The 22,059-nt window shown below is 71.7% G+C and carries 22 protein-coding genes; 10 read left to right on the top strand and 12 right to left on the bottom strand.

Annotated elements, in window-relative coordinates; translation table 11 throughout:
- Positions 1–309 precede the first annotated feature (309 nt).
- Positions 310–1,857, top strand: coding sequence for a pectate lyase family protein (locus BJY16_RS23670; protein ID WP_185041768.1), 1,548 nt, complete (start codon positions 310–312; stop codon positions 1,855–1,857).
- 633 nt (positions 1,858–2,490) lie between these two features.
- On the opposite strand, the gene BJY16_RS23665 is transcribed toward BJY16_RS23670, so the two are convergent.
- Both BJY16_RS23665 and BJY16_RS23660 read right to left on the bottom strand, forming a co-directional pair.
- Positions 2,491–3,054: a DinB family protein gene (locus BJY16_RS23665; protein WP_185041767.1), complete on the bottom strand. Its 564-nt coding sequence runs from the start codon at positions 3,052–3,054 to the stop codon at positions 2,491–2,493.
- A 207-nt stretch (positions 3,055–3,261) separates the two neighbouring features.
- On the bottom strand, positions 3,262–4,218 hold the full coding sequence (locus BJY16_RS23660) for a cation diffusion facilitator family transporter (RefSeq protein ID WP_239176793.1): 957 nt from the start codon (positions 4,216–4,218) through the stop codon (positions 3,262–3,264).
- 102 nt (positions 4,219–4,320) lie between these two features.
- Between BJY16_RS23660 and def the strand changes: the two genes are divergently transcribed.
- The gene (def, locus tag BJY16_RS23655; RefSeq protein WP_185041766.1) at positions 4,321–4,866 is read left to right on the top strand and encodes a peptide deformylase; all 546 of its coding nucleotides are present in this window, start codon (positions 4,321–4,323) and stop codon (positions 4,864–4,866) included.
- Between the two features lie 128 nt (positions 4,867–4,994).
- Here def and BJY16_RS23650 read toward each other — a convergent pair whose 3' ends face one another.
- From BJY16_RS23650 to BJY16_RS23635, 4 genes are all read right to left on the bottom strand, one after another.
- Positions 4,995–5,273, bottom strand: a complete 279-nt coding sequence (locus BJY16_RS23650; RefSeq protein WP_185041765.1) for a hypothetical protein — start codon at positions 5,271–5,273, stop codon at positions 4,995–4,997.
- A gap of 296 nt (positions 5,274–5,569) precedes the next feature.
- Entirely contained in the window at positions 5,570–6,421 is an 852-nt protein-coding gene (locus BJY16_RS23645) for a hypothetical protein (protein ID WP_185041764.1), read from the bottom strand.
- A gap of 16 nt (positions 6,422–6,437) precedes the next feature.
- Positions 6,438–6,800: a hypothetical protein gene (locus BJY16_RS23640; protein ID WP_185041763.1), complete on the bottom strand. Its 363-nt coding sequence runs from the start codon at positions 6,798–6,800 to the stop codon at positions 6,438–6,440.
- Positions 6,801–6,809: 9 nt separating this feature from the next.
- Complete coding sequence (locus tag BJY16_RS23635; RefSeq protein ID WP_185041762.1) at positions 6,810–7,418, bottom strand: hypothetical protein; 609 nt, start codon at positions 7,416–7,418, stop codon at positions 6,810–6,812.
- A 215-nt stretch (positions 7,419–7,633) separates the two neighbouring features.
- On the opposite strand from BJY16_RS23635, the gene BJY16_RS23630 reads away from it, so the two are divergent.
- Complete coding sequence (locus BJY16_RS23630; protein ID WP_185041761.1) at positions 7,634–8,176, top strand: hypothetical protein; 543 nt, start codon at positions 7,634–7,636, stop codon at positions 8,174–8,176.
- Positions 8,177–8,293: 117 nt separating this feature from the next.
- Here BJY16_RS23630 and BJY16_RS23625 read toward each other — a convergent pair whose 3' ends face one another.
- Complete coding sequence (locus BJY16_RS23625) at positions 8,294–8,776, bottom strand: DUF309 domain-containing protein (RefSeq protein WP_203758855.1); 483 nt, start codon at positions 8,774–8,776, stop codon at positions 8,294–8,296.
- A gap of 338 nt (positions 8,777–9,114) precedes the next feature.
- Between BJY16_RS23625 and BJY16_RS23620 the strand changes: the two genes are divergently transcribed.
- From BJY16_RS23620 to BJY16_RS23605, 4 genes are all read left to right on the top strand, one after another.
- On the top strand, positions 9,115–10,017 hold the full coding sequence (locus tag BJY16_RS23620; protein WP_185041759.1) for a universal stress protein: 903 nt from the start codon (positions 9,115–9,117) through the stop codon (positions 10,015–10,017).
- A 277-nt stretch (positions 10,018–10,294) separates the two neighbouring features.
- A complete protein-coding gene (locus BJY16_RS23615) occupies positions 10,295–10,792 on the top strand; it encodes a flavin reductase family protein (protein WP_239176791.1) in 498 nt (165 codons plus the stop codon).
- Complete coding sequence (gene sodN / locus BJY16_RS23610; protein WP_185041758.1) at positions 10,792–11,187, top strand: superoxide dismutase, Ni; 396 nt, start codon at positions 10,792–10,794, stop codon at positions 11,185–11,187. The genes BJY16_RS23615 and sodN overlap by 1 nt, the downstream gene beginning before the upstream one ends.
- A 97-nt stretch (positions 11,188–11,284) precedes the next feature.
- Positions 11,285–12,484, top strand: coding sequence for a low temperature requirement protein A (locus BJY16_RS23605; RefSeq protein WP_185041757.1), 1,200 nt, complete (start codon positions 11,285–11,287; stop codon positions 12,482–12,484).
- A 130-nt stretch (positions 12,485–12,614) separates the two neighbouring features.
- Here the strand turns inward: BJY16_RS23605 and BJY16_RS23600 are convergent, their stop codons facing one another.
- Together BJY16_RS23600 and BJY16_RS23595 are read right to left on the bottom strand one after the other, a co-directional pair.
- On the bottom strand, positions 12,615–13,091 hold the full coding sequence (locus tag BJY16_RS23600) for a Crp/Fnr family transcriptional regulator (RefSeq protein ID WP_185041756.1): 477 nt from the start codon (positions 13,089–13,091) through the stop codon (positions 12,615–12,617).
- 179 nt (positions 13,092–13,270) lie between these two features.
- Positions 13,271–13,540, bottom strand: a complete 270-nt coding sequence (locus BJY16_RS23595; RefSeq protein WP_185041755.1) for a DUF3040 domain-containing protein — start codon at positions 13,538–13,540, stop codon at positions 13,271–13,273.
- Positions 13,541–13,654: 114 nt separating this feature from the next.
- On the opposite strand from BJY16_RS23595, the gene ctaD reads away from it, so the two are divergent.
- Positions 13,655–15,442 (top strand): aa3-type cytochrome oxidase subunit I, encoded by a 1,788-nt coding sequence (ctaD, locus tag BJY16_RS23590; protein WP_185041754.1) that lies wholly within the window; start codon positions 13,655–13,657, stop codon positions 15,440–15,442.
- An 88-nt stretch (positions 15,443–15,530) separates the two neighbouring features.
- On the opposite strand, the gene BJY16_RS23585 is transcribed toward ctaD, so the two are convergent.
- The 3 genes from BJY16_RS23585 to BJY16_RS23575 form a co-directional block, all read right to left on the bottom strand.
- Positions 15,531–16,712 carry a pyridoxal phosphate-dependent aminotransferase gene (locus tag BJY16_RS23585; protein WP_185041753.1) on the bottom strand — a complete coding sequence of 394 codons (1,182 nt, stop codon included), beginning with the start codon at positions 16,710–16,712 and terminating at the stop codon, positions 15,531–15,533.
- A 173-nt stretch (positions 16,713–16,885) separates the two neighbouring features.
- Positions 16,886–17,548 (bottom strand): response regulator transcription factor, encoded by a 663-nt coding sequence (locus BJY16_RS23580; protein ID WP_185041752.1) that lies wholly within the window; start codon positions 17,546–17,548, stop codon positions 16,886–16,888.
- Complete coding sequence (locus tag BJY16_RS23575; protein ID WP_239176789.1) at positions 17,548–18,738, bottom strand: sensor histidine kinase; 1,191 nt, start codon at positions 18,736–18,738, stop codon at positions 17,548–17,550. Before BJY16_RS23575 ends, BJY16_RS23580 begins: the two co-directional genes overlap by 1 nt.
- Positions 18,739–18,906: 168 nt before the next feature.
- Between BJY16_RS23575 and BJY16_RS23570 the strand changes: the two genes are divergently transcribed.
- Both BJY16_RS23570 and BJY16_RS23565 read left to right on the top strand, forming a co-directional pair.
- On the top strand, positions 18,907–19,647 hold the full coding sequence (locus tag BJY16_RS23570; protein ID WP_185041750.1) for an ABC transporter ATP-binding protein: 741 nt from the start codon (positions 18,907–18,909) through the stop codon (positions 19,645–19,647).
- Positions 19,641–22,022, top strand: a complete 2,382-nt coding sequence (locus BJY16_RS23565; protein ID WP_239176788.1) for an ABC transporter permease — start codon at positions 19,641–19,643, stop codon at positions 22,020–22,022. Before BJY16_RS23570 ends, BJY16_RS23565 begins: the two co-directional genes overlap by 7 nt.
- The last annotated feature ends 37 nt before the right edge of the window (positions 22,023–22,059 follow it).

The following is a 22,059-nucleotide window of genomic DNA, read 5'->3' as shown; positions in this document are numbered from 1 at the left end:
GAAAGCGCCGATCGCAAGCCCAGCGGACCCGGCCGAAGCAGCGGCCCGAGCGCACCTGAGGGACGCCGGGCACGGCAGCGGGCAGCGGCCCGGGCCCAGCCGGGGCATGTCGGACCGGGGAGCGAGCAACCACCCGAGCCCGGCCCGGCCAAGGCATGCCGGACCCGGCGGCGGGCGGCGGCCCGGGCCCGCGGAATGCAACAAAATGCAAACGCCGAAGTTTCTTGTGTGTTAATCGACGCCGCTCCATACTCGGTGAGGAAAGCGCTTTCCCGCATCCCAATGCCGCATCCCCAGGAGCGCGTACCGATGACCAGACTTCGACTGGCGGCCGCCGCCGGCACCGCGATCACCGCCGGGGCGATCGCCCTCTTCCTGCCGAACCCGCAGGCCTCCGCGGCCGTGACCGGCACCGCCACCGGGTTCGCCAGCGTCAACGGCGGGACCACCGGCGGCGCCGGCGGGGCCACCGTCCGGGCCACCACCGGCACTCAGATCCACCAGGCGCTGTGCAGCCGGGCCAGCAGCAGCACCCCGATCACCATCGAGGTGTCCGGCACGATCAACCACGGGAACACCACGAAGGTCTCCGGCGACAGCTGCAACACCGCCGCCGACCGGATCGAGCTGAAGGACGTCAGCAACGTCACCATCGTCGGCGTGGGCAGCGCGGTCTTCGACCAGCTGGGCATCCACCTCCGGAACGCCAGCAACATCATCATCCAGAACGTGACCGTGCAGAACGTCAAGAAGTCCGGCTCGCCGACCTCGAACGGCGGCGACGCGATCGGCATGGAGACCGACGTGCACCACGTCTGGGTGGACCACGCCACGCTGATCGCCTCGGGCGGCGAGTCGGCCGGTTACGACGGCCTGTTCGACATGAAGGACAACACCAAGTACGTCACGCTGTCCTACAGCGTCCTGCGCGACTCCGGCCGCGGCGGGCTGATCGGCTCCAGCGACAGCGACCTGGCGAACGGGCCGGTCACCTTCCACCACAACTGGTACGAGAACATCGACTCGCGGACTCCGCTGCTGCGTGGCGCCACCGCGCACATCTACAACAACTACTACCACTCGCTGAACGAGTCCGGGATCAACGCGCGGGCCGGCGGCAAGGCCCGGGTGGACAACAACTACTTCAAGGACTCGCTGAACCCGCTCGGCACGTTCTACACCGATCTGCCCGGCTACTGGCAGGTCTCCGGCAACATCTTCGACAACGTGACGTGGGAAGCCACCGAGGACGAGAACCCGGCCGGCCCGAACCCGGTGTCGAACACCAGCGTCAGCATCCCGTACTCGTTCACCCTGGACGGCGCCTCCTGCGTGCCGGCCATCGTGCAGCAGACCGCCGGCGCGAACACCGGCCTGAAGACCTCGAACGGCAACTGCTCGGCCACCACGACCAGCCCGACGGTCAAGCCGAGCAGCAGCAGCCCGACGCCCAGCCCGAGCGTGAGCACCACCCCGACCCAGCAGCCCAGCGGCACCAACCTGAGCCTGGCCAGCGGGGCCGGCGCGGACGGGTCGAGCAAGGCGAGCGGCACCAGCTACGGCAACGTCAAGGACGGCAGCCTGAGCACCTACTGGTCGCCGAGCGGCAGCACCGGTGACATCTCGATCAAGTGGGGTGCGGCCACCACCGTCTCCCGGATCAACCTCCGCGAGGTCACCAGCGGCGTGATCGGCTCCTACCAGGTCGTCAACGGCAGCACCGGCGCGGTCCTCACGTCCGGCACCGGCTCCGGCGTGATCACCTTCCCGGCCACCTCGCTCACCAAGATCACCTTCAAGATCGTGAGCGCGTCCGGGACGCCGAAGGTCGCCGAGTTCGAGACCTACGCCTCCTGAGATCCGACCGTCCGGCTCCGGCCCGGCGGCGCGGTTCGCCGCGCCACCGGGCCGCTCCGCCGTCCGATCCGGGCCGCTCCGCAGGCTGATCCAGGTAGCTTCGCCGTCCGGTCCGGGCCGCTCCGCCGTCCGGTCCGGGCCGCGGATCGGCGCGAGGTCCGCTGGACTACCGGCTGCTTCAGGCCGCGGGCCGGCGCGGGGTCCGCTTCTCCTGGCGTCCGCCGATTTCCGGTACGCCCGGAGCGCTCCCGCCACGCCGCGATGTAAGCAGCCTCTGCCGGGCGGGCGCGGGCGATCCGCCACGCGGCGCGGTGAGCGCCCGGCGACGCAGGACCCGAGACTGCCACGCGAGCGCGGTGAGCGCCCGGCGACGCAAGACCCGGGACTGCCACGCGAGCGCGGTGAGCGCCCGGCGACGCAAGACCCGGGGCTGCCACGTGAGCGCGGTGAGCGCCCGGCGACGCAAGACCCGGGACTGCCACGCGAGCGCGGGACGGATCTGCCACGCGGTGCGGGACTTGGTCTCGCCCTGCGGCAAACCTCAAGCGGCCTCAGCCGCGGCACGGGGACGGGCGGGACGGAGTCGTACCGGAAAATGGTCTGACCGTGACCGGCGGCGGACCCGAGGCGGGATCACTGTCCGGTGCGGCCGTCGATGCACTCGCGGAGCAGGTCGGCGTGGCCGCAGTGCCGCGCGTACTCCTCGATCATGTGGATCAGGATGTCCCGCACGCTCGACGAGTCCCCGTTCCAGGAGAGCGTCACCGTGGCTCCGAGGTCGGTCGCCCGGTCCAGCCACTCGTCGGCCGCGGCGATCTGCGCCTGCCACGCCGCGAACGCCTCCGCGACCACCGCCGGGTCGGCGACCGCGCCGTCGAAGTCCACGTCCCGCACCTCCGCCGACCAGAACAGCCGTGGCTCACGCTTGCCCTCCAGGGCCAGCTGGAACCAGACGTGCTCCACCTTGGCCATGTGCCGGACCAGCCCGAGCAGGCTCATCGTCGACGGCGGCACCGACCGGGTGGCCAGCTGCTCCGGCGTGAGTCCTTCGCACTTGAGGGCGAGCGTTCTCCGGTAGTTCGTCAGGTACTCGCGGATCGTCGCCAGCTCGCCGACCGGGTTGCCGCTCTCCCGCGGATCGTCCTCCGGCCGCGCCCACATCCCGCCGTAGCCGACCACGCGCTGCTCACTCGTCATGATCACGATCCTGGTCGGGCGGTCCGGATCGGCCAAGTTCATTTCACCGACGGCTCAATCCCCGTCGCGGCAGTGCCCGCGCCGACCCGGCGCCAGCGGACCTCGGGACTCCACCGGTTCGTCGGCCTTCCGGACCTGGTTCCCGCCGCGGACCGACCTGAAGCGGCTGCGGGTGACGCTGCGCCCCGGTTATGGGGACGCGCCCGCTCAGCCCGGCATCAGGGTCACCGTGACCTGGGCGACCGTGTCATCCTCGAGCAGTTCCCGGCGCAGCCCGGCGACCCGCTCGACCAGGTGGTTCGAGTCGGCCGGGACCACCCACATGTTCACCATCAGCTGGGACGGGCCCACCCAGACCGCCTGCAGGTCCTGGACGGTCGCGATCCAGCGCTCGGACTCGACCCGCTCCCGGATCGGGTCGAGGATGTCGGCCGGCGCCGACTCGTCGAGCAGCAGCCCCTTCGAGCGGCGGGCCAGCAGGTAGGCCACCACGATCAGCAGCAGGCCGATCGACATGCTGCCGATCGCGTCCCAGCCGGCCCAGCCGGTGACGGCGTGCAGGACCAGGGCGACCAGGGCGATGGCGAGACCGATCAGCGCGGCGGTGTCCTCCAGGAAGACCGTGGTGGCGCTCGGGTCGGAGGCGTGCCGCAGGTGGTGCCGCATCGACCGGTCCTGCTCGCGGGCCTCCTTGCGCAGCTGCTTGTGCGCGGTGTACCAGGAGTAGCTCTCGAACCCGGCGGCCACCACCAGCACGCCGACGCCGACCCACAGGCTCTCCACCGGCTCCGGCATCAGCAGGCTGCGCACGCCTTCGCCGATCGACAGGACGCCGCCGACCAGGAAGATCCCGAGCGCCGCCAGGAAGGTCCAGAAGTAGCGCTCCTGGCCGTACCCGAAGGGGTGCCGGCGGTCCGGCTCGCGCAACGAGCGCTTCAACCCGACCAGCAGCAGGATCTCGTTGCCGGTGTCGGCGATCGAGTGGGCGGCCTCGGCCCACATCGAGGCGCTGCCGGTGAACAGGCCCGCGACGATCTTCGCGATCGCGATGGCCGCGTTCGCGGCCACCGCGACGATCACCGTCCAGGTGCTCTCCCCGTGGTCCGGGGTCTTTTTGGTACGAACACCGCCGGCCTGGTCCACACGTGACTGGTCTACGTCCACGGTTGCGCGGTACCCGGGTTGCCGGTCGCGCACACCCGGGACGGTTTGTCACATCCACCGGGTAGCGTCGGGACCGGCTCTGTTCCCTACCGGAGGTCCGCTGTGACGGTGCTTTCCATCCGCAAGGTCGGCGATCCGGTGCTGCGCCGGCCGGCCGAGGCGGTCACCACGTTCGACGCCGAGCTGCGCCGGCTGGTCCAGGACCTGACCGAGACGCTCGCCGAGTCCCGGGGCGCCGGGCTGGCCGCCCCGCAGATCGGGGTGAGCCTGCGGGTCTTCGCGATCAACCCGGACCTCCCGGGCAACGATCTCAAGCTCGACCACCTGGTCAACCCGGTGGTGTCCTTCCCCGACGAGGAGGAGCAGGACGGCCCGGAGGGCTGCCTCTCCATCCCGGGGATCTACCTGGACACCAAGCGCCGGATGAACGTGGTGGCCAAGGGCCAGACCGCGCACGGCGACCCGGTCCAGGTGGTGGGCGCGGGCCTGCTGGCCCGGTGCGTGCAGCACGAGACCGACCACTTGGACGGCATCCTGTTCATCGACCGCCAGGACCCGGCCGGCCGGCAGCGCCTGCTCGACACCCTGCGCGAGGCCTCCTGGTTCGACGGCTTGCCGGCTCCGGAGGTCCGAGTCAGCCCCCACTGACGGTCAGCCCGCCCTGCCCCACCGCAGTTCTGGTCGAGCGGTTCTCCGTCCCTGAACGGCCGCCCGGCCCATGCTGACCCGACCCCTTCGGGGCCGCCCACAAGCGGCCCCGAAGCCGTTCCGGCCCGTCAACCCTCGACGAGGTCGTCCAGGACGTCGCCGGTGACAGCCACGGCCGACTTCCGCAACGGCGCCGGATCAGTTCCGCGCGACGGCGGGATCAGCCGCACGGTGGCCACCACGTTCCCGGACCGCACCCGCACCACAACGGCCCCGAGTTCGTCGTTCAGCAGAGCCTCGTCCCCGACCGGCACCGGTGTCCCGGAGAACCCCTTCAGCACCTGCCACGCCGCGTCGGCTCCGACCTGCCCGTTCTTCCCGGGATAGATACCGACGTCCGCCTCCACGGCGTTGCCCGTCCCGTCCGCGCCACCCCAGCGACAGGCCGCTCTCGTGAAGAGCTGATTGGTTTGATACCCGTCCCCCGGCACTCCGGCCCCGCCGACGCCGAGGTCCTTGGCCGCGTCACCGGTCAGCTCCGGGCACTGCGCCGCCAGCCCTTTCCAGTGCCGGCCCGCCGACGGTGAACCTTGCGGTCCTCCGGCAACCGACCCGGACGCCGCGGGATCGGCCGGCACAGCGTCCGGCCCCGAACATCCCGCCAGCACCAGAACAGCGGCGGTAACGACAAGGTAGGTGGATCTCATGATGCCTGGACCGCCTTCGGCCAGCGACCGCCCGGCAGACCGGAGTGATCGCCGTATTCGGTGACAAGTTCATTGACCTGGTTCATGACCTGTGCGAGCCGTCCGACGACGCCCGAGACATATTTGCCGATCGCCGTCACGGTCTGACCGACGACATCAGACATGTCCAGCACAGCCTCCTCCGCCGCGACCGCGTTGCCGGCACCGATCTGTGCCACATCGGCTGCGGCGGTGGCGAGGGCTCCGCCGACGTCGGAGGCATATCCCGCCAGACCCACCATGTAGCTGGTGTTGGCCTCGGCGACATCGGACAGCCAACGACTGGTGGCCTTCACCTTCTCCACCACCGAGGTGATCGCATCAGCCTGATCCTCGACCCGGGTCTTGAACGTCAGGTATGCCGGCGTCCGCCAGAAGTCGATCTTCCCCGACGCGGAGAGGTCCGGCCCGACCTCGGACAGGGGCGTGTTGACCTTTGTCGCCCAGTCCATGCCGGCGGAGAACAACGACAGCACCGGGGTGGTGCCGACAACCGCCTTCTCCGCCATCGCCAGAATCTGGTCGACTTTCTGCCGCACGTCCTCCAGCAGGTCACGGATGTGCGCGAGGACATCCGCGATCGTGCTGGTGACCCATTCGGCGAGCTTGTCCCACCAGTGCCCGTTCCGCAATCCTTCCTCGGCCCGGGCCAGAAACGCATCGACCTCGTTGACGAAGGTGGTCAGTCCGGCGCGGAGCGCCTTGATACCAAGTTCCAGACCCTCCACAGCCTTCCGGAAGAGGTTCAACGCCTCCGGCATGAAGCCGACCTCGCTCCCGGCCTGTGCCGGGGTGCCCGGTTGGGTCATGTCCTCACCCCCTCGATCAAGAGACCGCGATGTCGTCGAAGGACTTGGCGGACGCACGATCGGCATGTTCGTACTCGTCAGCGTTCTTCCGGAGGGCGTCGGCCATCGACTCGAACTGCTGCACCCCCTGCTCGAACAGCCCGGCCAGCAGGTCTTGCATCGCGGTGTAACCGCGCAGCAGATCGCCCGCCGTGACCGGGCCCACCAGCGCGTCGGACACCATGAACGCGCTTTCGCTCAGGTTCAGATGCTGTGCACGACGCGCGACGACACCCATCCGGTCGGAAAGGTCGTGCCACTTCCTGGACTCGTCACGCAGTCCTTCCACGGCGACCTCGACCACATCCGGGTCGTACCAGGCGAAGTCGCTGTCGCTCACAGTCGCCTCCTATCGCAGTTTCCGAGGGCACGCCGCAAGCAACGCATCACACGCGTCCATGGCCAGAGCCTCGCCATCATCGGCACGCACCCGGTCGATCACTGCAGCGGACGTGATCTGCCAGCCGTCCATCGTCACCGAGAACAGTCCGCGCGGACCGTGCACTTCCCGCCGCCGCCCACCTCGCGATGCTTCGACGAGACCGAGCACCGCCTCCGCCTGGTCAGCGGCCCGCACCATGCTTCGTCGCAACTCCGCGGCGCCGTCCGACGCGCCGAAGGCGGGCATCAGAGTCGCGACTTCGAGGCGACGCCGTGGGCCTCGTCGCGGCAGCCGATGGCGTCTCAGCAGCAGGGATGCCAGACCGGCCTTCTCCCTGGCGAAGCGAAACGCGTCCAGCACCGCGGGTCCGACCCGGGTCGGCCCGACCGTGTCCCACCAGCCGTTGAAGAGTTCCACCCGGATCGGATCTCCGCCGAGATCCACCACGCAGTACACCGTCCCGGAGTTGTCCGATCCCTCGATGGACGACAGCCCCGGGACCGGCTGGCCCGGGCGGGTCTGCGCGACCGCATCCTCCAGATTGCGCCAGAAACGCCTGGCGTCCTTCTCCTGCACTGCACTGATCACGGTGGACCGCCGATTCCCCGTCTCGCGCGGACGCTGGCTTCATCGATCGCTGGGAACACCTGACACAGATGGGTACGCCCTCCGCCGCCGCCCGGTTCATCGGGTGGGGGCAACGCTCCCGGGTGACTTCGGGCCGGTGGGTCTGGGGTGGGTTGGGGTGGATGTGGTGCGATTTGGCGGGGTCGCGTGGTGAGGAGAATCTGGTGAAGCAGCGGATCGCTGGGCTGGTCGGGATTGCGGTGCTCGCCGGTGGGGGCTGCGGGGTCGTCAACAACGCGGACGAGCCGGCGCCGGCCGCCGCTGCTACCGCGGCGATCGGGTCGGCACTGCCGACACCCCGTGAGGGCGGTGGCCGGGAAAGCGGGTCGGTTCGTGACGCCGGGGACATTCCGGATCCGTGCACGCTGCTGTCGGGGGCGGAGGTTCGCGCGCTGACCGGGCGGGGTGTGACGCAGGTCGACCCGGACGGGGCGAGTGCCGGGGACGTGGCCCGGTTCTGTCAGTGGCAGCAGGAGGGTGGGCAGTTGGCGCTCTTCCTGAGCCGGACCACGGCCGAGGAGTTCCGGGTCACGGTGGCCGAGGCGGAGACGGTCGACGGGGTCGGCGAGGACGCCTACTGGCACTCCGGGCATCTCTACGTGCTCTACGGGACCGTGCAGGTCGACGTCTATTCGCGGGGCGCGAGCGACGAGCGGAACCTGGCCGGCGCCAAGAAGGTCGCGCAGAAGGTCATCCCGAGGATCTAGCTGCGGACGGTCATCCCCGGGACCGGCAGATCGTCAGGACGGCCGCGAGCCAGGCGACCAGGCACGCGGCGAGCAGGACAGCCGAGGGCCGCGTGACCAGGCACGGGACGGGTCGAGCTAGGCGACCAGGCGCGGGGCGAGGAGGTCGGCTGGGACCGGGCCGGTGCCGATGCGCGCGATGAGGTCCTGGGCCCAGGTGGTCAGCGCGGCGGCGGCGATCCGGTGTGGGGGATTTTCGGCGTACGCCGAGATGCGCTCTGCCGCACGGGTCAGCAGGCGGACGGCACCCACCTCGTTTCCTCTTCGCAGGTGGGTGATGCCGACGGCCAGTTGGGCGAGTCCCTTCCACAGTTCGCGGTTGTCGTCGTCGCAGGCTTTCCAGGCGCCTTCGAGGACTTCGTGGGCGTGGAACGGCCGCCCGGCGTCGAGCAGGCGCTGCGCCTCGCGGAGCGCCTCGTCCGGCGGCAGCACCAGGTCTTCCGGCGTGGTCGGCACCCCGGTCAGGCCGTGCGGGAGTGGCCGCCCGAGCCCGTCCCGGGGCCGCGCGTTCTTCGCCCGCCCGGCAGCGTCCCGGTCCCGGCTGACCCGCCCGCCCGGCACAGCCTCCGGACCGGCGGATACCGGTGCAGCGGACGCAGACGACGTGGCATCCGAGGACGCGGACGGCGCGCGGTCCGGGGCGGGGCGCGAAAAGGCGGACGGCGCAGGGTCCGGGACAGGGCGCGCGGACGGGGTGGGGTCCGGGGCGGGGCGCGAAGAGGCGGACGGCGCAGGGTCCGGGACAGGGCGCGCGGGCGCGGACGGGGCGGGGTCCGGGGACGGGGTGTGGGGCGTGCCGGAATCCATGCCCACATAGTGCCCGAGCCGACGGACCTAAGACCCTGCCACCCATGATCGGGACCGCCGAGGATCGAGGGCAGAGACGAAGGGAACCTGCCATGCGGACCACTGGCATCGTCGTCGGCACTGACGGCACGGACACTAGCGACCTCGCCGTCGACTGGGCGGCTCGGGAGGCACACCGGCGCGGTGTGGCCTTGCGGATCGTGCACGCCTTCGACTGGGATTGGCGGGAGTCCCGCTTCGAGGTCGGGAACGAGTACGTCGACGCGGCCCGCCAGCAGGCCGAAGGGGTGATCGCCGCCGCGGTCGAGCGGGTCCAGGGGATCGCCCCGGACCTGGCCGTTCAGACCTTCACGCTGATCGGGCAGGCCGTCCCCCGCCTGCTCGAATCGGCCCGCGGCGCCCAGCTGATGGTCCTGGGCAGCCGTGGCCGGGGCGGTTTCGCCGGCATGCTGCTCGGCTCGACCAGCCAGCGGGTCGCCACCCACGCGCCCTGCCCGGTGGTCGTGGTCGGCCCACAGCCGGCCGCGGACGACGTCCCGACCGCCACCGGCGACCACCGCTCGACCACCGCAGGTGATAACCGCCCGATCGCCGCGGGGGTGGACGACTCCCCCAGCGCCGACCTGGTCCTGGAGACCGTGTTCACGATGGCCGACGCCCAGGGTGCGCCGATCCGGATCGTGCACGCCTGCCCGCCGGTGATCCCGCCGTGGCTCACCCCGGACAGCGCCGCGGTGGACGCCGACCGGGCGGACCGGCTGGCCGAGCAGCTGGAACCGTGGCGCTCGAAGTTCCCGGACGTCCCGGTCGACGTGGTGTTGTCGCCGGCCAGCCCGCCGGCCGCCCTGGTGGAGGCGTCCCGCACGGCCCGTCTGGTGATCGTCGGCAGTCACGGCCACGGACTGGTCACCGGCACCCTGGTCGGCTCGACCAGCCTGCAGCTGTTGCACCACGCCGCCTGCCCGGTCTACGTCACCCGCCCTCTGCCGGAGTGAGAGCGGCCGCGGCGGGGGAAGGAGTGAAGCGGCCAGCGCCGGAAAGCGGCCGCGCTGGGAAGGCAGCCGCGACGGGAAACGACCGCGACGGTGAGAACCGGCCCGGCGACAGGCCGGGCCGGTGGTAGGCCGGCACCGCGCGAAGCCAGCTCGGTACAAGAGGCCGGCAGCGTGTGGAACCCGGCACGGGGAGAAGGCCGGCGGAGCGACCGAGAGCACACTGAGTGATCAAGAACGCTTTGACATGAAGTCGGCTTGAGGTTTTAGCGTGCTTGCCGTGGATCTGGGAACTGTGCGCGAATCGGCTGTCGGCGAGCGGATGAAGGACGCGTTCCGCCGGTACCCGACCGGCGTCGCCGTGATCAGCGCCGCCGGACCGGACGGCCCGATCGGGCTGACCGCGTCCAGCGTCGCCTCGGTCGCGGTGGACCCGCCGGCGCTGTCCTTCTCGGTGATGGGCACCCGCACCGCCCGGCTCCTGCTGGCCGCACCGAGTTTTGTGGTGCACCTGCTCGGGGCCGGGCATGCCGCGCTGGCCCGGGAGTTCTCGCACAGCGGCGGCGACCGGTTCACCGCGGATCAGGGCTGGAGTGTGCTGCCGACCGGCGAGCCGATCCTGTCCGACGCGGTAGCCGCGCTGCGCGGCACCGCCCTGCACCGGCTGCCGGTGGGCGGGTCGACCCTGGTCGTCGCGTCGATCCTGGAGGTCTTCCACGGCCCCGAGGATCATCCGCTGATCCACCACGCCCGCGATTTTCACACGAGAGGTCTCTGATGCGTTTTCTCCGCCCGCGTACCGTCGTGAGCGCCCACTGCGATCTGCCCTGCGGCGTCTACGACCCGGCCCAGGCCCGGATCGAGGCCGAGTCGATCAAGGCGATCGCCGAGAAGTACCAGGGCAACACCGACCCGGAGTTCCGCACCCGGGCCATCATCATCAAGGAGCAGCGGGCCGAGCTGGTCAAGCACCACCTGTGGGTGCTGTGGACCGACTACTTCAAGGCTCCGCACTTCGAGAAGTACCCGAACCTGCACCAGCTGTTCAACGAGGCCACCAAGCTCGCCGGCGCGGCGGGCGCCAAGGGCTCGGTGGACCCGGCGATCGCCGACCAGCTGCTCGGCAAGATCGAGGAGATCTCCAAGATCTTCTGGGAGACCAAGCAGGCCTGATCCACTGTGGTGCCCGGCCGGCAGCCGGGCACCACGGAAAAGGCCACAGAAAGAGCCGGGCACCACGCGGAAGGCCGCGCACGATAGGTTCGCGATCATGTCGGAACCGGCCGCCGAGGAGCGGCACGCCACCTGGCTCGAGCTCTTCTTCGATCTGGTCATCGTGGCCGCGGTGGCCCAGCTGGCCCACCTGCTGCACGAGCCGGACGCCGAGCGGCTGCTGATCTTCGGGATCCTCTACTACGCGATGTGGAGCGTCTGGACCGGCTTCACCCTGTACGCGAACGTCGCCGCCACCCGGATCCGCCTGGTCACCATGCTCGGCGCGATGTTCGGCATCGCGGTGATGGCCGCCTCGGTGACCCCGCTGGTCGACGACGACCACCCGCAGCGATTCATCATCGCCTACGTCGCCTGCCGGATGCTGGCGATCGCCTCGTGGAAGAAGTCGGCCGAGGTGATGACCGAGTGGCCGGGCGTGCACCAGGCGGTCGGGCTGATCCCCTGGGTGGCCTCGCTGGGCTTCGAGGCGCCGGTCCGCTATTGGCTGTGGGCCGCCGGCATCGCCTTCGACCTGGCTTTCACGCTGCTCGCTGCCCGGCACCCGGACCGGCTGATGGCCGAGGAGCGCGAGGAGCGGGATCGCCGGCAGCGCCGGTGGACGGCCCGGCTGGCCCGCCGCCGCTTCGGCCGGACGGCCACGCCGCCGGTGCTGCCCGAGCCGCGGGCGGTCACCGCGGACCGGCCGCACCTGGGTGAGCGGCTCGGCCTGTTCGTCATCATCGTGCTCGGCGAGGCGGTCGCGCAGCTGGTCAACGAGGCCGCCGACGTGACGCTCTGGTCGTACGACATCTGGCTCCTGGTATTGACCGGTTTTGGTCTGCTGGTCGCGCTGTGGTGGCTGACGCTGCAGTACGGCTCCGCTGCGGCGCCGGTCGCCGGAGCCTGGACGCGGGCGCTGCGCGCGACCATGCCGGTGCACTATCTGACCACCGCGGCGATCGTCGCGATCGCGGCCGGGCTGGGTGGTCTGGCCGGCGAGGCGGAGCACGCGGGCGCCGCGGTGCGCTGGGTGATGTGCGGCGGCGCGGCGGTGTACTTCCTGGTCGCCGGCCCGCTCGGGTTCTCCGGGGCGGCGCTGCGGTGGACGCTCGGCTGGGCGTTGCCGGCGGCCGCGGGCGCGGTCCTGCTCGGGATCTTCGGCACGCACCTGCCGGTCTGGGTGCTGGTCGCCGGGCTGTTGCTGCTCGCCCTGTGGCAGGTCGGCTACCGGCGGATGACGCCACGTTCGGCCTGATCAGCGGCGGTGGTCCGGGGCGGCTGGCCATGGTCGGGGCATGCTGTCGGAGACTGCTCAGGCCCACACCGAATAGACCAAACCCGGTTTCCGGTACGGCGGGAGGCTCCCCGCCGTACCGGAAACGGGTCTATTCCGGGGTGTCCGGGTAGGCGTAGAGCTCGGCGAGCCGGTGGCGGGACGCCTCCAGCCGGTCGGCGAGCACGGTCAGGAAGCGGGTGGTGAGGTCCCGCCCGATCGCCGGGTCCTCGGCGATCAGCTCGCGGATCCGCGCGGCGTCGAACTCCAGCGCGTGGATGTCCTCGGCCACCACCGCGCCGAACCGCCACCGGTACGGCGGTATCAGCCACGACCAGCCGATCACCGCCCCGGGCCGCAGCCGTTCGATGACGATGTCGCCGCGACCGGGAACGGTCATGTCGAGCGCCACCGCGCCGGAGTTCAGCAGCCAGAACCGCTCGGCCGGGGCACCGGCCGAGAACAGCCGGTAGCGGCTGGCGTGGAAGACCGGGCGGCCGTGCACGGAGAGCCGGTGCAGCAGCTCGGCGGGCAGGTCGGCGGCGAAGTCGTGCAGGGCCAATTGATCGAAAACGCTCAGTGTGGACATGGCGTCTTCCTTTCGGGTCACTCCTGACGGTAGGGCTCCACCGGCCCGCCGGGCAGGTGCCGACGTCCCGATCAGGGGGTCACTTCGACCCGGCCGCGGGCGCCGAGGCCGGCGTCGGCCATGGCGTGCGTCAGGGGACCGCGAGAAGAAACGGACCGCGAGAGAAGGCGGACCGTGCGTCAGCGGCGGTCGACGCCGAAGCTGCGGCTCAGCAGGACTGTCATGACCAGCACGGCGGTCACGGTCAGCAGGATCAGGACCGCTCGCGGGCCGAGGAAGAGGGCCAGGAACGGGATCGACAGGAAGGTGCCCACGCAGAGCATCGACACGGTCGGGAACGGGCAGGCGGGCACCGCGTCGGCGCGCATCCGCCGGGCGAAGGCCGGGTCGCCGGCGGACAGATGCTGCTCGATGTCGGCGAGGACGCGGCGGTCCTTCTCCTCCAGCACGACTCCCCCTCGACGGATGAAAGAGGAATAGCTGATCTGGCACGAATTGCCGTCTCCGAAGCCTATAACAGAGGGTGAGCAATAGTTCACCGTATGTGCAGCCGAGGAGGCTGGATGACCACCGTCGCCGCGAGGCCGACCCCTGTCCGGCCGCATCCGGTCCGCCGGCAGGTGAGAGGATCCGCGCTGGCCCGGATCCTGCGCACCACCGATGCCAAGCAGATCGGCATCAACTACATGATCACGTCGATCATCTTCTACATCGTCGGCGGCATCATGGCCCTGCTGATGCGCGCCGAGCTGGCCCGGCCCGGGATGCAGATCCTCTCGCCGGAGCAGTTCAACCAGCTGTTCACCATGCACGGCACGGCGATGCTGCTGTTCTTCGCCACGCCGATCGTGTTCGCCTTCGCCAACTACGTGGTGCCGATCCAGATCGGCGCGCCGGACGTGGCGTTCCCCCGGCTGAACGCGTTCGCCTACTGGCTGTACCTGTTCGGCACGCTGATCGCGATGAGCGGTTTCGTGATGCCGGGCGGCGCCGCGGACTTCGGCTGGTTCGCCTACACCCCGCTGAGCGACTCGCTGCACTCGCCGGGCATCGGCGGCAACGCCTGGGTGGTCGGCCTGGCCATCGGCGGTCTGGGCTCGATCCTCGGCGCGGTCAACCTGATCACCACGATCCTGACCCTGCGTGCCCCGGGCATGACCATGTTCCGGATGCCGATCCTCACCTGGAACATGCTGATCACCAGCCTGCTGGTGATCCTGATCTTCCCGTTCCTGGCGGCGGCGCTGTTCGCCCTGGCCGCCGACCGGGTGGTCGGCGCGCACGTCTTCGACGTGGACACCGGCGGGCCGATGCTCTGGCAGCACCTGTTCTGGTTCTTCGGCCACCCCGAGGTGTACGTGATCGCCCTGCCGTTCTTCGGCATCATCACCGAGGTCATCCCGGTCTTCAGCCGCAAACCGCTGTTCGGCTACAAGGGCCTGGTCGCGGCCACGATCGGGATCGCCGCCCTGTCGATGAGCGTATGGGCCCACCACATGTACGCGACCGGCCAGGTGCTGCTGCCGTTCTTCAGCTTCCTCACCTTCATGATCGGCGTGCCGACCGGCATGAAGTTCTTCACCTGGATCGGCACCATGTGGCGCGGCCAGGTCAGCTTCGAGACGCCGATGGTCTGGGCGGTCGGCTTCCTGGTCACCTTCCTGTTCGGCGGCCTGTCCGGCATCCTGCTGGCGTCCCCGCCGATGGACTTCCACGTCTCCGACTCGTACTTCGTGGTGGCCCACTTCCACTACGTGCTGTTCGGCACGATCGTGTTCGCGGTCTTCTCCGGGATCTACTTCTGGTTCCCGAAGATGTTCGGCCGGATGCTCGACGAACGGCTGGGAAAGCTGCATTTCTGGCTGACCTTCATCGGTTTCCACATGACGTTCCTGGTGCAGCACTGGGTCGGCACGAAGGGCATGCCCCGGCGGTACGCCGACTATCTGCCGACCGACGGTTTCACCGGGCTGAACACGCTGTCCTCGATCGGCTCGTTCATCCTGGGCGCCGCGACGCTGCCGTTCCTCTACAACGTGTGGAAGTCCTACAAGGTCGGCAAGGTGGTCACCGCGCCGGACCCGTGGGGTCACGGCAACTCGCTGGAGTGGGCGACCACCACCCCGCCGCCGCTGCGCAACTTCGACAGCATGCCGCGGATCCGCTCCGAGCGGCCCGCCTTCGACCTCAAGTTCCCGCACCTGGCGGCCGGTGAGCAGTCGCTGGCCGGGCCGCCGGAGGGCGGCGCCCGGCCGTTGACCAGTGAGTCGGACGGCGGCGCCACCTACGCCGAGGACATCGCCTCGGACCGGGACCGCCCCTCCGACGCCAAGCGCAAGAAGAAGAGCTAGATCCGCCCGCCCTCCGGCCTGCCCACGCGCTCACGGCGCGTGGGCAGGCCATTTTTTCGGTACGCCCAGCCGCCGTCCCGGGCCTGGGTCAGGCGGAGCCGCGGACCAGGTCGGCGATGCGGGTGACGCCCTCGGTCAGGTCGGCGTCGCTCAACGCGTAGGAGAACCGCAGGTAGCCCGGGGTGCCGAAGGCCTCGCCGGGCACCACGGCCACCTCCGCCTCGTCCAGGATCACCTCGGCCAGCTCGGCGGAGGTGGCCGGGCGGCGCCCCCGCAGCGGCCGGCCGAGCAGGCCCTTCACCGACGGGTACACGTAGAAGGCGCCCTCCGGCTCCGGGCACACCACGCCCGGGATGTCGTTGAGCAGCCGCACGATGGTCTGCCGGCGCCGGTCGAAGGCGCGGCGCATCTCGGCCACGGCGGAGAGGTCACCGGTCACCGCGGCGAGCGCGGCGGCCTGAGCCACGTTGCAGACGTTCGACGTGAGGTGGGACTGCAGGTTCAGCGCGGCCTTGATCAGGTCGGCCGGGCCGGTCATCCAGCCGGTCCGCCAGCCGGTCATGGCGTAGGTCTTCGAGACGCCGTTCAGGATCAGAGTCCGGTCGGCCAGCTCCGGCACCACGGCCGGCAGCGAGTGGAACTCGGCGTCGCCGTAGACCAGATGCTGGTAGATCTCGTCGGTCACGACCAGCAGGTCGCTGGCGGCCGCCCACTTGCCGATCTCCTCGAGCGCGTCCCGGGGGTAGACCGCGCCGGTCGGGTTGGACGGTGAACACATCAGCAGCACCTTGGTGCGCGGGGTGCGGGCCGCTTCCAGCTGGGCGGCGGTGACCAGATAACCGGTCGACTCGTCGGTGGTGACCGGGACCGGGACGCCGCCGGCCAGCCGCACCGCCTCCGGGTAGGTGGTCCAGTAGGGCGCCGGGATCAGCACCTCGTCGCCCGGGTCGAGAATGGTGGCGAAAGCCTGGTAGACGCCCTGCTTGCCGCCGTTGGTCACGGCCACCTGGGCCGGGCTCACCCGGTGCAGCCCGGCGATCGCCTCGCGCAGCGCCGGGATGCCGCCGGCCGGCGTGTACTTGTGCGTCCACGGCTCCCGGCACGCTCGCGCGGCCGCCTCCACGATGTAGTCCGGGGTGGGGAAGTCCGGCTCCCCCGCGCCGAAACCGATCACCGGCCGGCCCGCGGCGCGCAGTGCCTTGGCCTTGGCGTCGACCGCCATGGTTGCCGATTCGGCGATGCTCGAAACACGTTCAGAAATGCGACCCATGGGCGCGATCCTGTCAGCCTCGCGCACCTCCGGACAACCACAATGATTTGTTGCCGGACACCTCCCGAGCCGTGGAATTTCCAGCGGTTACGCCGCTGCGTTAACGTGCCGTTTCCATTCGGCGCAACGATTTCTCTTTCGCTCCGGCCGTACCGGAAATCTTGCGGAATCGCTCAGCCACCGACCGTGACCAATCCGGTCTCATAGGCGACGATGACCAGCTGGGCCCGATCGCGGACGTCCAGTTTCGCGAGGATCCGCCCCACGTGTGTCTTCACCGTGGCCAGGCTCAGCGACAGGTGCTGGGCGATCTCCGTGTTCGAGAGCCCGCGACCGATCAGCGTCAGCACCTCGCGTTCGCGCCCGGTCACCGCGTCGAGCAGCCGCGGGATCGGCCGCTCGGACCGCGGCCGGGCGGCGAACTCGGAGATCAGCCGCCGCGTCACCGACGGGGCGAGCAGCGCCTCGCCGTCGGCGACGATCCGGATGCCGGTCAGCAGCTCGGCCGGCGGAGTGTCCTTGAGCAGGAAGCCGCTCGCGCCGGCCCGCAGCGCGCCGTAGACGTACTCGTCCAGGTCGAACGTCGTCAGGATCAGCACCCGGACGTCCGGCAGCCGCAGCTCCCGGCAGATCCGCCGGGTGGCCTCGATACCGTCCATCTCCGGCATCCGGACGTCCATGAGCACCACGTCCGGCCGGGTCTCGGCGGCCAGCCGGACCGCCTCGGCGCCGTTCCGCGCCTCGCCCACCGTCTCGCAGTCACCGCTGCGGTCGACCAGCACCCGGAAGCTGCCACGCAGCAGCGCCTGGTCGTCGGCGATCAGCACCCGGATCATCAAACGTCCCCCCGCTCGCGAGCCGTGACCGGCAGCAACGCCCGCACCGAGAACCCGCCGCCGGCTCGGGGACCGGCGCGGAAGGTGCCGCCGTGCAGCGCCACCCGCTCGCGCATCCCGATCAGCCCGTGCCCGGAGCCCGTGCCGCCCGGCGGCCGGGTGCCGTCGTCGTCCACCTCGACCCGGATCTGCTCCGGTCCGACGACCACGTTGACCCGGCAGTGGGCCGGCGCCGCGTGCCGGACCACGTTCGTCACCGCCTCCTGCACGATCCGGTAGACCGCGAGCTGCACCGACTCGGAGACCGCGGCGGCCGGTGCCCGGTCCACGGTCAGGGTGACCCGGGCGTCGCTCACCGCCGCCGACTCGACCAGGCCGGGCAGGTCGTCGAGGCCCGGGGTCGGCGCATAGGGCGCGTCCTCGCGCAGCATGTCGAGCACCCCACGGACCTCGGCCATCGCCGCCCGGCCGGTCTTCTCGATGACCCGCAACGCGTCCCGCGCCTCGGCCGGGTCCGTCTCGGCGACGTGGTTGCCGATCGACGCCTTGACCACGATCACCGTCATCGTGTGGGCGATGACGTCGTGCAGCTCACGGGCCAGCCGGAGCCGCTCCGCCAGCACGGCCGCACGGCGGTCCTGCTCGCCGCGCGCGGCATGCCGCGCCCGCCGCTCCGCGATCGCGAACCCGAGGATGGCCGACGGCGCGATGATCAGGGCCCCGAAAACCGCGCTCAGGAGCGTCGACGGGGCGTCCTGCGGCGGACCGGCCGGCCCCGCGAGGATGGTCGGCGCCACCATGCCGGCGCTCATCAGCACCACGCAGATCGCGACGACCAGCAGGGCACGCCGGGCCGGCACGCTCAGCCCCACGGTGTAGAAGACCAGGGCCAGCGCACCGGCCGGACCGGGAGCGGCGAAGGTCGGGATGATCTCGGTGCCGAGCGCCGCCGCGGCGGCGACCGTGACGATCACGGCCACCGCGGCGGGCCGGCGCCGACGGACTGCAACCGGCAGCCCGATGGCGAGCGCGGCCACCCAGGAGAGCCAGCCCGGCTCGATCGGCTGCCGGTCCATCGGCGCGTCGAGAGCGCCCGCGTAGGAGATCAGTACGGCGCCCGCCGCCGCCAGCACGTCGAGGACATACCACTCGACCGGACGGAAGCGCCGGACGAGTCGAGCGGCATCCATGCGCACGACCGTAACGTCCGCGGCGGGCCCGCGCGTCGGCCCACGGGCCGTCATCCCCAGGGATGACCACACCCCGATTTCCGGTACGGCTTACCACTGTGGCCGGAACGTGAGGTGTCGTTCCCGGTCCGATGTGCCGTCCACCCCGCCGGCGGCATCGTGTCCGGCATGACGACACAGACGGCTGTTCTGCACGACATCCGGGCCGGCTACGGCACCGGCGACCGTCAGCTGGTCGCCCTCGACGGCGTCTCGGTGGCTTTCGACCGCGGCACCTTCACCGCCGTGATGGGCCCGTCCGGCTCCGGCAAGTCGACCCTGCTGCACTGCGCGGCCGGCCTGGAGCGCCCGCTCGCCGGCTCGGTCAGCATCGACGGCGTCCGGCTCGACGACCTCACCGAGGATCAGCTCACCCGGCTGCGGCGCGACCGGGTCGGCTTCGTGTTCCAGGCGTTCAACCTGGTCTCCGCGCTCACCGCCGAGCAGAACGTCGCGTTGCCGGCCCGGCTGGCCGGCCGCCGCCCGCCGGCCGCCGACGTCGCGGCCGCGCTCGCCGCGGTCGGGCTGGCCGGTCGCCGCCGGCACCGCCCGAGCGAGCTGTCCGGCGGCGAGCAGCAGCGGGTGGCGGTGGCCCGGGCGTTGCTCAGCCGGCCCGCCGTGGTGTTCGCCGACGAGCCGACCGGCGCCCTGGACAGCGTGACCTCGCGGCAGATCCTCGACCTGCTCCGGGGCCTGGTCGACGAGCAGGGCCAGACGGTGGTGATGGTGACCCACGACCCGGTCGCCGCCGCCCGCGCCGACCGGATCGTGTTCCTCGCCGACGGCCGGATCGCCGACGACGTGCGCTCCCCGCTCGCTCCGGAGCAGATCGCCGCCCGGACCGCGCGGCTGGTGGCGGGACCGTGCTGACCCTGCGCCGGACGGCCGGCGCGCTGATCGCCGTCACCATCGGGATCGCCCTGGTCACCACGGCCCTGCTGCTGCTCGTCTCGGGCCGCCCGCAGACTCCGGACCGGTGGGTCGGGGCAGCGGTCGTCGTCCAGGCCCGGCCGGCTCACAGCCCGGCCGATCCGTTCCCGCCGGCCGTGCCGTGGCCCGGCGCGCACGCCGACGAACTGGGCGGCCGGCTCGCCGCGCTGCCCGGGGTGACGGCCGCGGTTCCGGATCGGTCCTTCTACGCGCAGGCGATCGTCGACGGGCGGCCCGTCGAGTCCGCCGTCCCGGCGTCGGGCTGGTCATCGGCCCGGCTCGGCGGGGTGCGGCTGACCTCCGGCGCCCCGCCGCGACAGGCCGGCGAGGTCGTGGTGGACGAGGCGCTGGGTCTGCGACCGGGCGACCTGATGACGCTGCTGACCGCGGCCGGTCCGGAGCGTCACCGGGTGACCGGTCTGGCCGACGCACCCGGTGTCCTGGTGCCGGACCGGGTGGCCGCCCGCTTCGCGCCGGGCGTGACCGCGATCGGCCTGGTCCTGGAGCCCGGTGCGGACACCGGAGCGGTCGCGGCCGCCGCCGGCCGGATCGTCGGCACGGACGGCGAGGTGCTCACCGGGGACGGGCGCGGCGCCCTGGAGCCGCGCGGCGACGCCCGGACCCGCTGGATCGGCATGCAGGTGCTGACCGGCGTCGCGGTGCTCACCGGGTTCGTCACGGTGTTCGTGGTGGCGTCGACGTTCGCCTTCACCGTCGCGCAGCGCCGGCGGGAACTCGGGCTGCTGCGGACCGTCGGCGCCACGCCACGCCAGGTGCGGCGCCTGGTCCAGCGTGAGGCTCTGCTGGTCGGCGGCGCCGGAGCGGTCCTCGGCGTGCTCGCCGGCGCCGCGCTGTCCCCGGCGGCCGCCCGGCTGCTCGTCACGGCCGGGTTCGAGCCGGCCGGCTATCAGGTGCGGTTCGCCGCGCTGCCGATCCTGGCCGCGCTGCTGCTCGGCCCGCTGGTGGCGCTGGCCGGGGCCGGCTCGGCGGCGCGCCGGGCCGCCCGGGTGCGCCCCCTGGAGGCGCTCCGCGAGGCGGCCGTCGAACAGCGCCGCATGGGCCGGGCCCGGTGGACCGCCGGCGGCGTGTCGCTGGCTGCCGGCGTCGCGCTGGCCGTCGCCACCGCGGCCTCGGACGACGCCCAGCAGGGGGCGACCTATGTGCTGTACGCGGCGATGGCCCTGATCGTCGGGATGGCCACGCTGGCGCCGGCCACGATCCCGCCGCTGCTGCGGCTGTGGCGCGGCGGCGGCGCGATCGGCATGCTGGTCCGGGAGAGCACGCTGACGGCAACCCGCCGGACCGCGTCCACGGCGGCCCCGGTGCTGCTCACGGTCGCCTTCGCGGTGCTGGTCTCGGGCATGGTCCGCACCTCGGCGGCGGCCTACGCGGCAGGCCGCGCGGCGGACGTCGCCACCGGCCGGGTGCTGGTGCCGGAGCACACGCCGGGGCTCTCCGACGCCGCGGTGTCCGGCGCCGCCGGAGCCGCGATCCTGCCGGCCACCGTGTTCGGCCCGGACCGGCGGGCGCTGAACGCGATCGGTGTCGACCCGCGGGCCTTCGTCGCGACCGACCGGGCAGCCGACGTGGTCGCCGGTGCCCTCGACGGTCTCCACGCCGCGGACACCGTGGTGGTCACCGAGTCGGCCCGCCTCGCCGTCGGCGCCGCCTGCCCGGTGACCTTCGCCGACGGGCAGACCGTGTCGCTGCGGGTGGTCGGCGTGGTCGCCGACCGGTCGATCCGCGGCGACCTGCTGATGTCCCGGGCGACCGTGCGGCACCACGATCCCTCGGCGCTCACCGCGGCGGTGCATCTGACCGGTGACGCGGCGGCCGGTCCGGGCGCGCGGGTGATCGATGTGGCCACCTGGGCGGCGGAGGCGGACCGCGCCGAGGACCGGCTGGTCTGGCTGTTCACGCTCATGCTGATCGCGGTGTCGGCCGGTTACGGCGCGATCGCCGTCGCGAACACGCTGCTGATGGCCGCCGCGGGGCGGGCGCCCGACCTGCGGGTGATCCGCCTGGCCGGGGCGACCCGCCGGCAGGTGACCGGCTACCTGGCCGCCGAGTCGGCGCTGGTGGTGGCGATCGGCACGATGCTGGGCGGGCTGGTCGCCGCCGGGGCGTTGCTGGCCGTCCGCGCCGGGCTGAGTGAGCAGACCGGTGCCCCGGTTCCGCTGGTGCTGTCCTGGCCGGTGATCGCCGGGGTGGTCGGGCTGTGCCTGCTGCTCGGGCTGCTCGCCAGCGTGCTGCCGGCCCGTGCCGGATCCGTCGGCCGGCGCGCGCCCGATGCCGCGGATCGAGCGCTGGGGTGACGTGGGTCACTGTCACGCGGCGGGCCGGGGCGGTGTC

Source organism: Actinoplanes octamycinicus (assembly GCF_014205225.1).
Lineage (GTDB): Bacteria > Actinomycetota > Actinomycetes > Mycobacteriales > Micromonosporaceae > Actinoplanes > Actinoplanes octamycinicus.
Note: the sequence above shows the minus strand (reverse complement) of the source record. Positions and strands in the feature narration are given on the sequence as shown.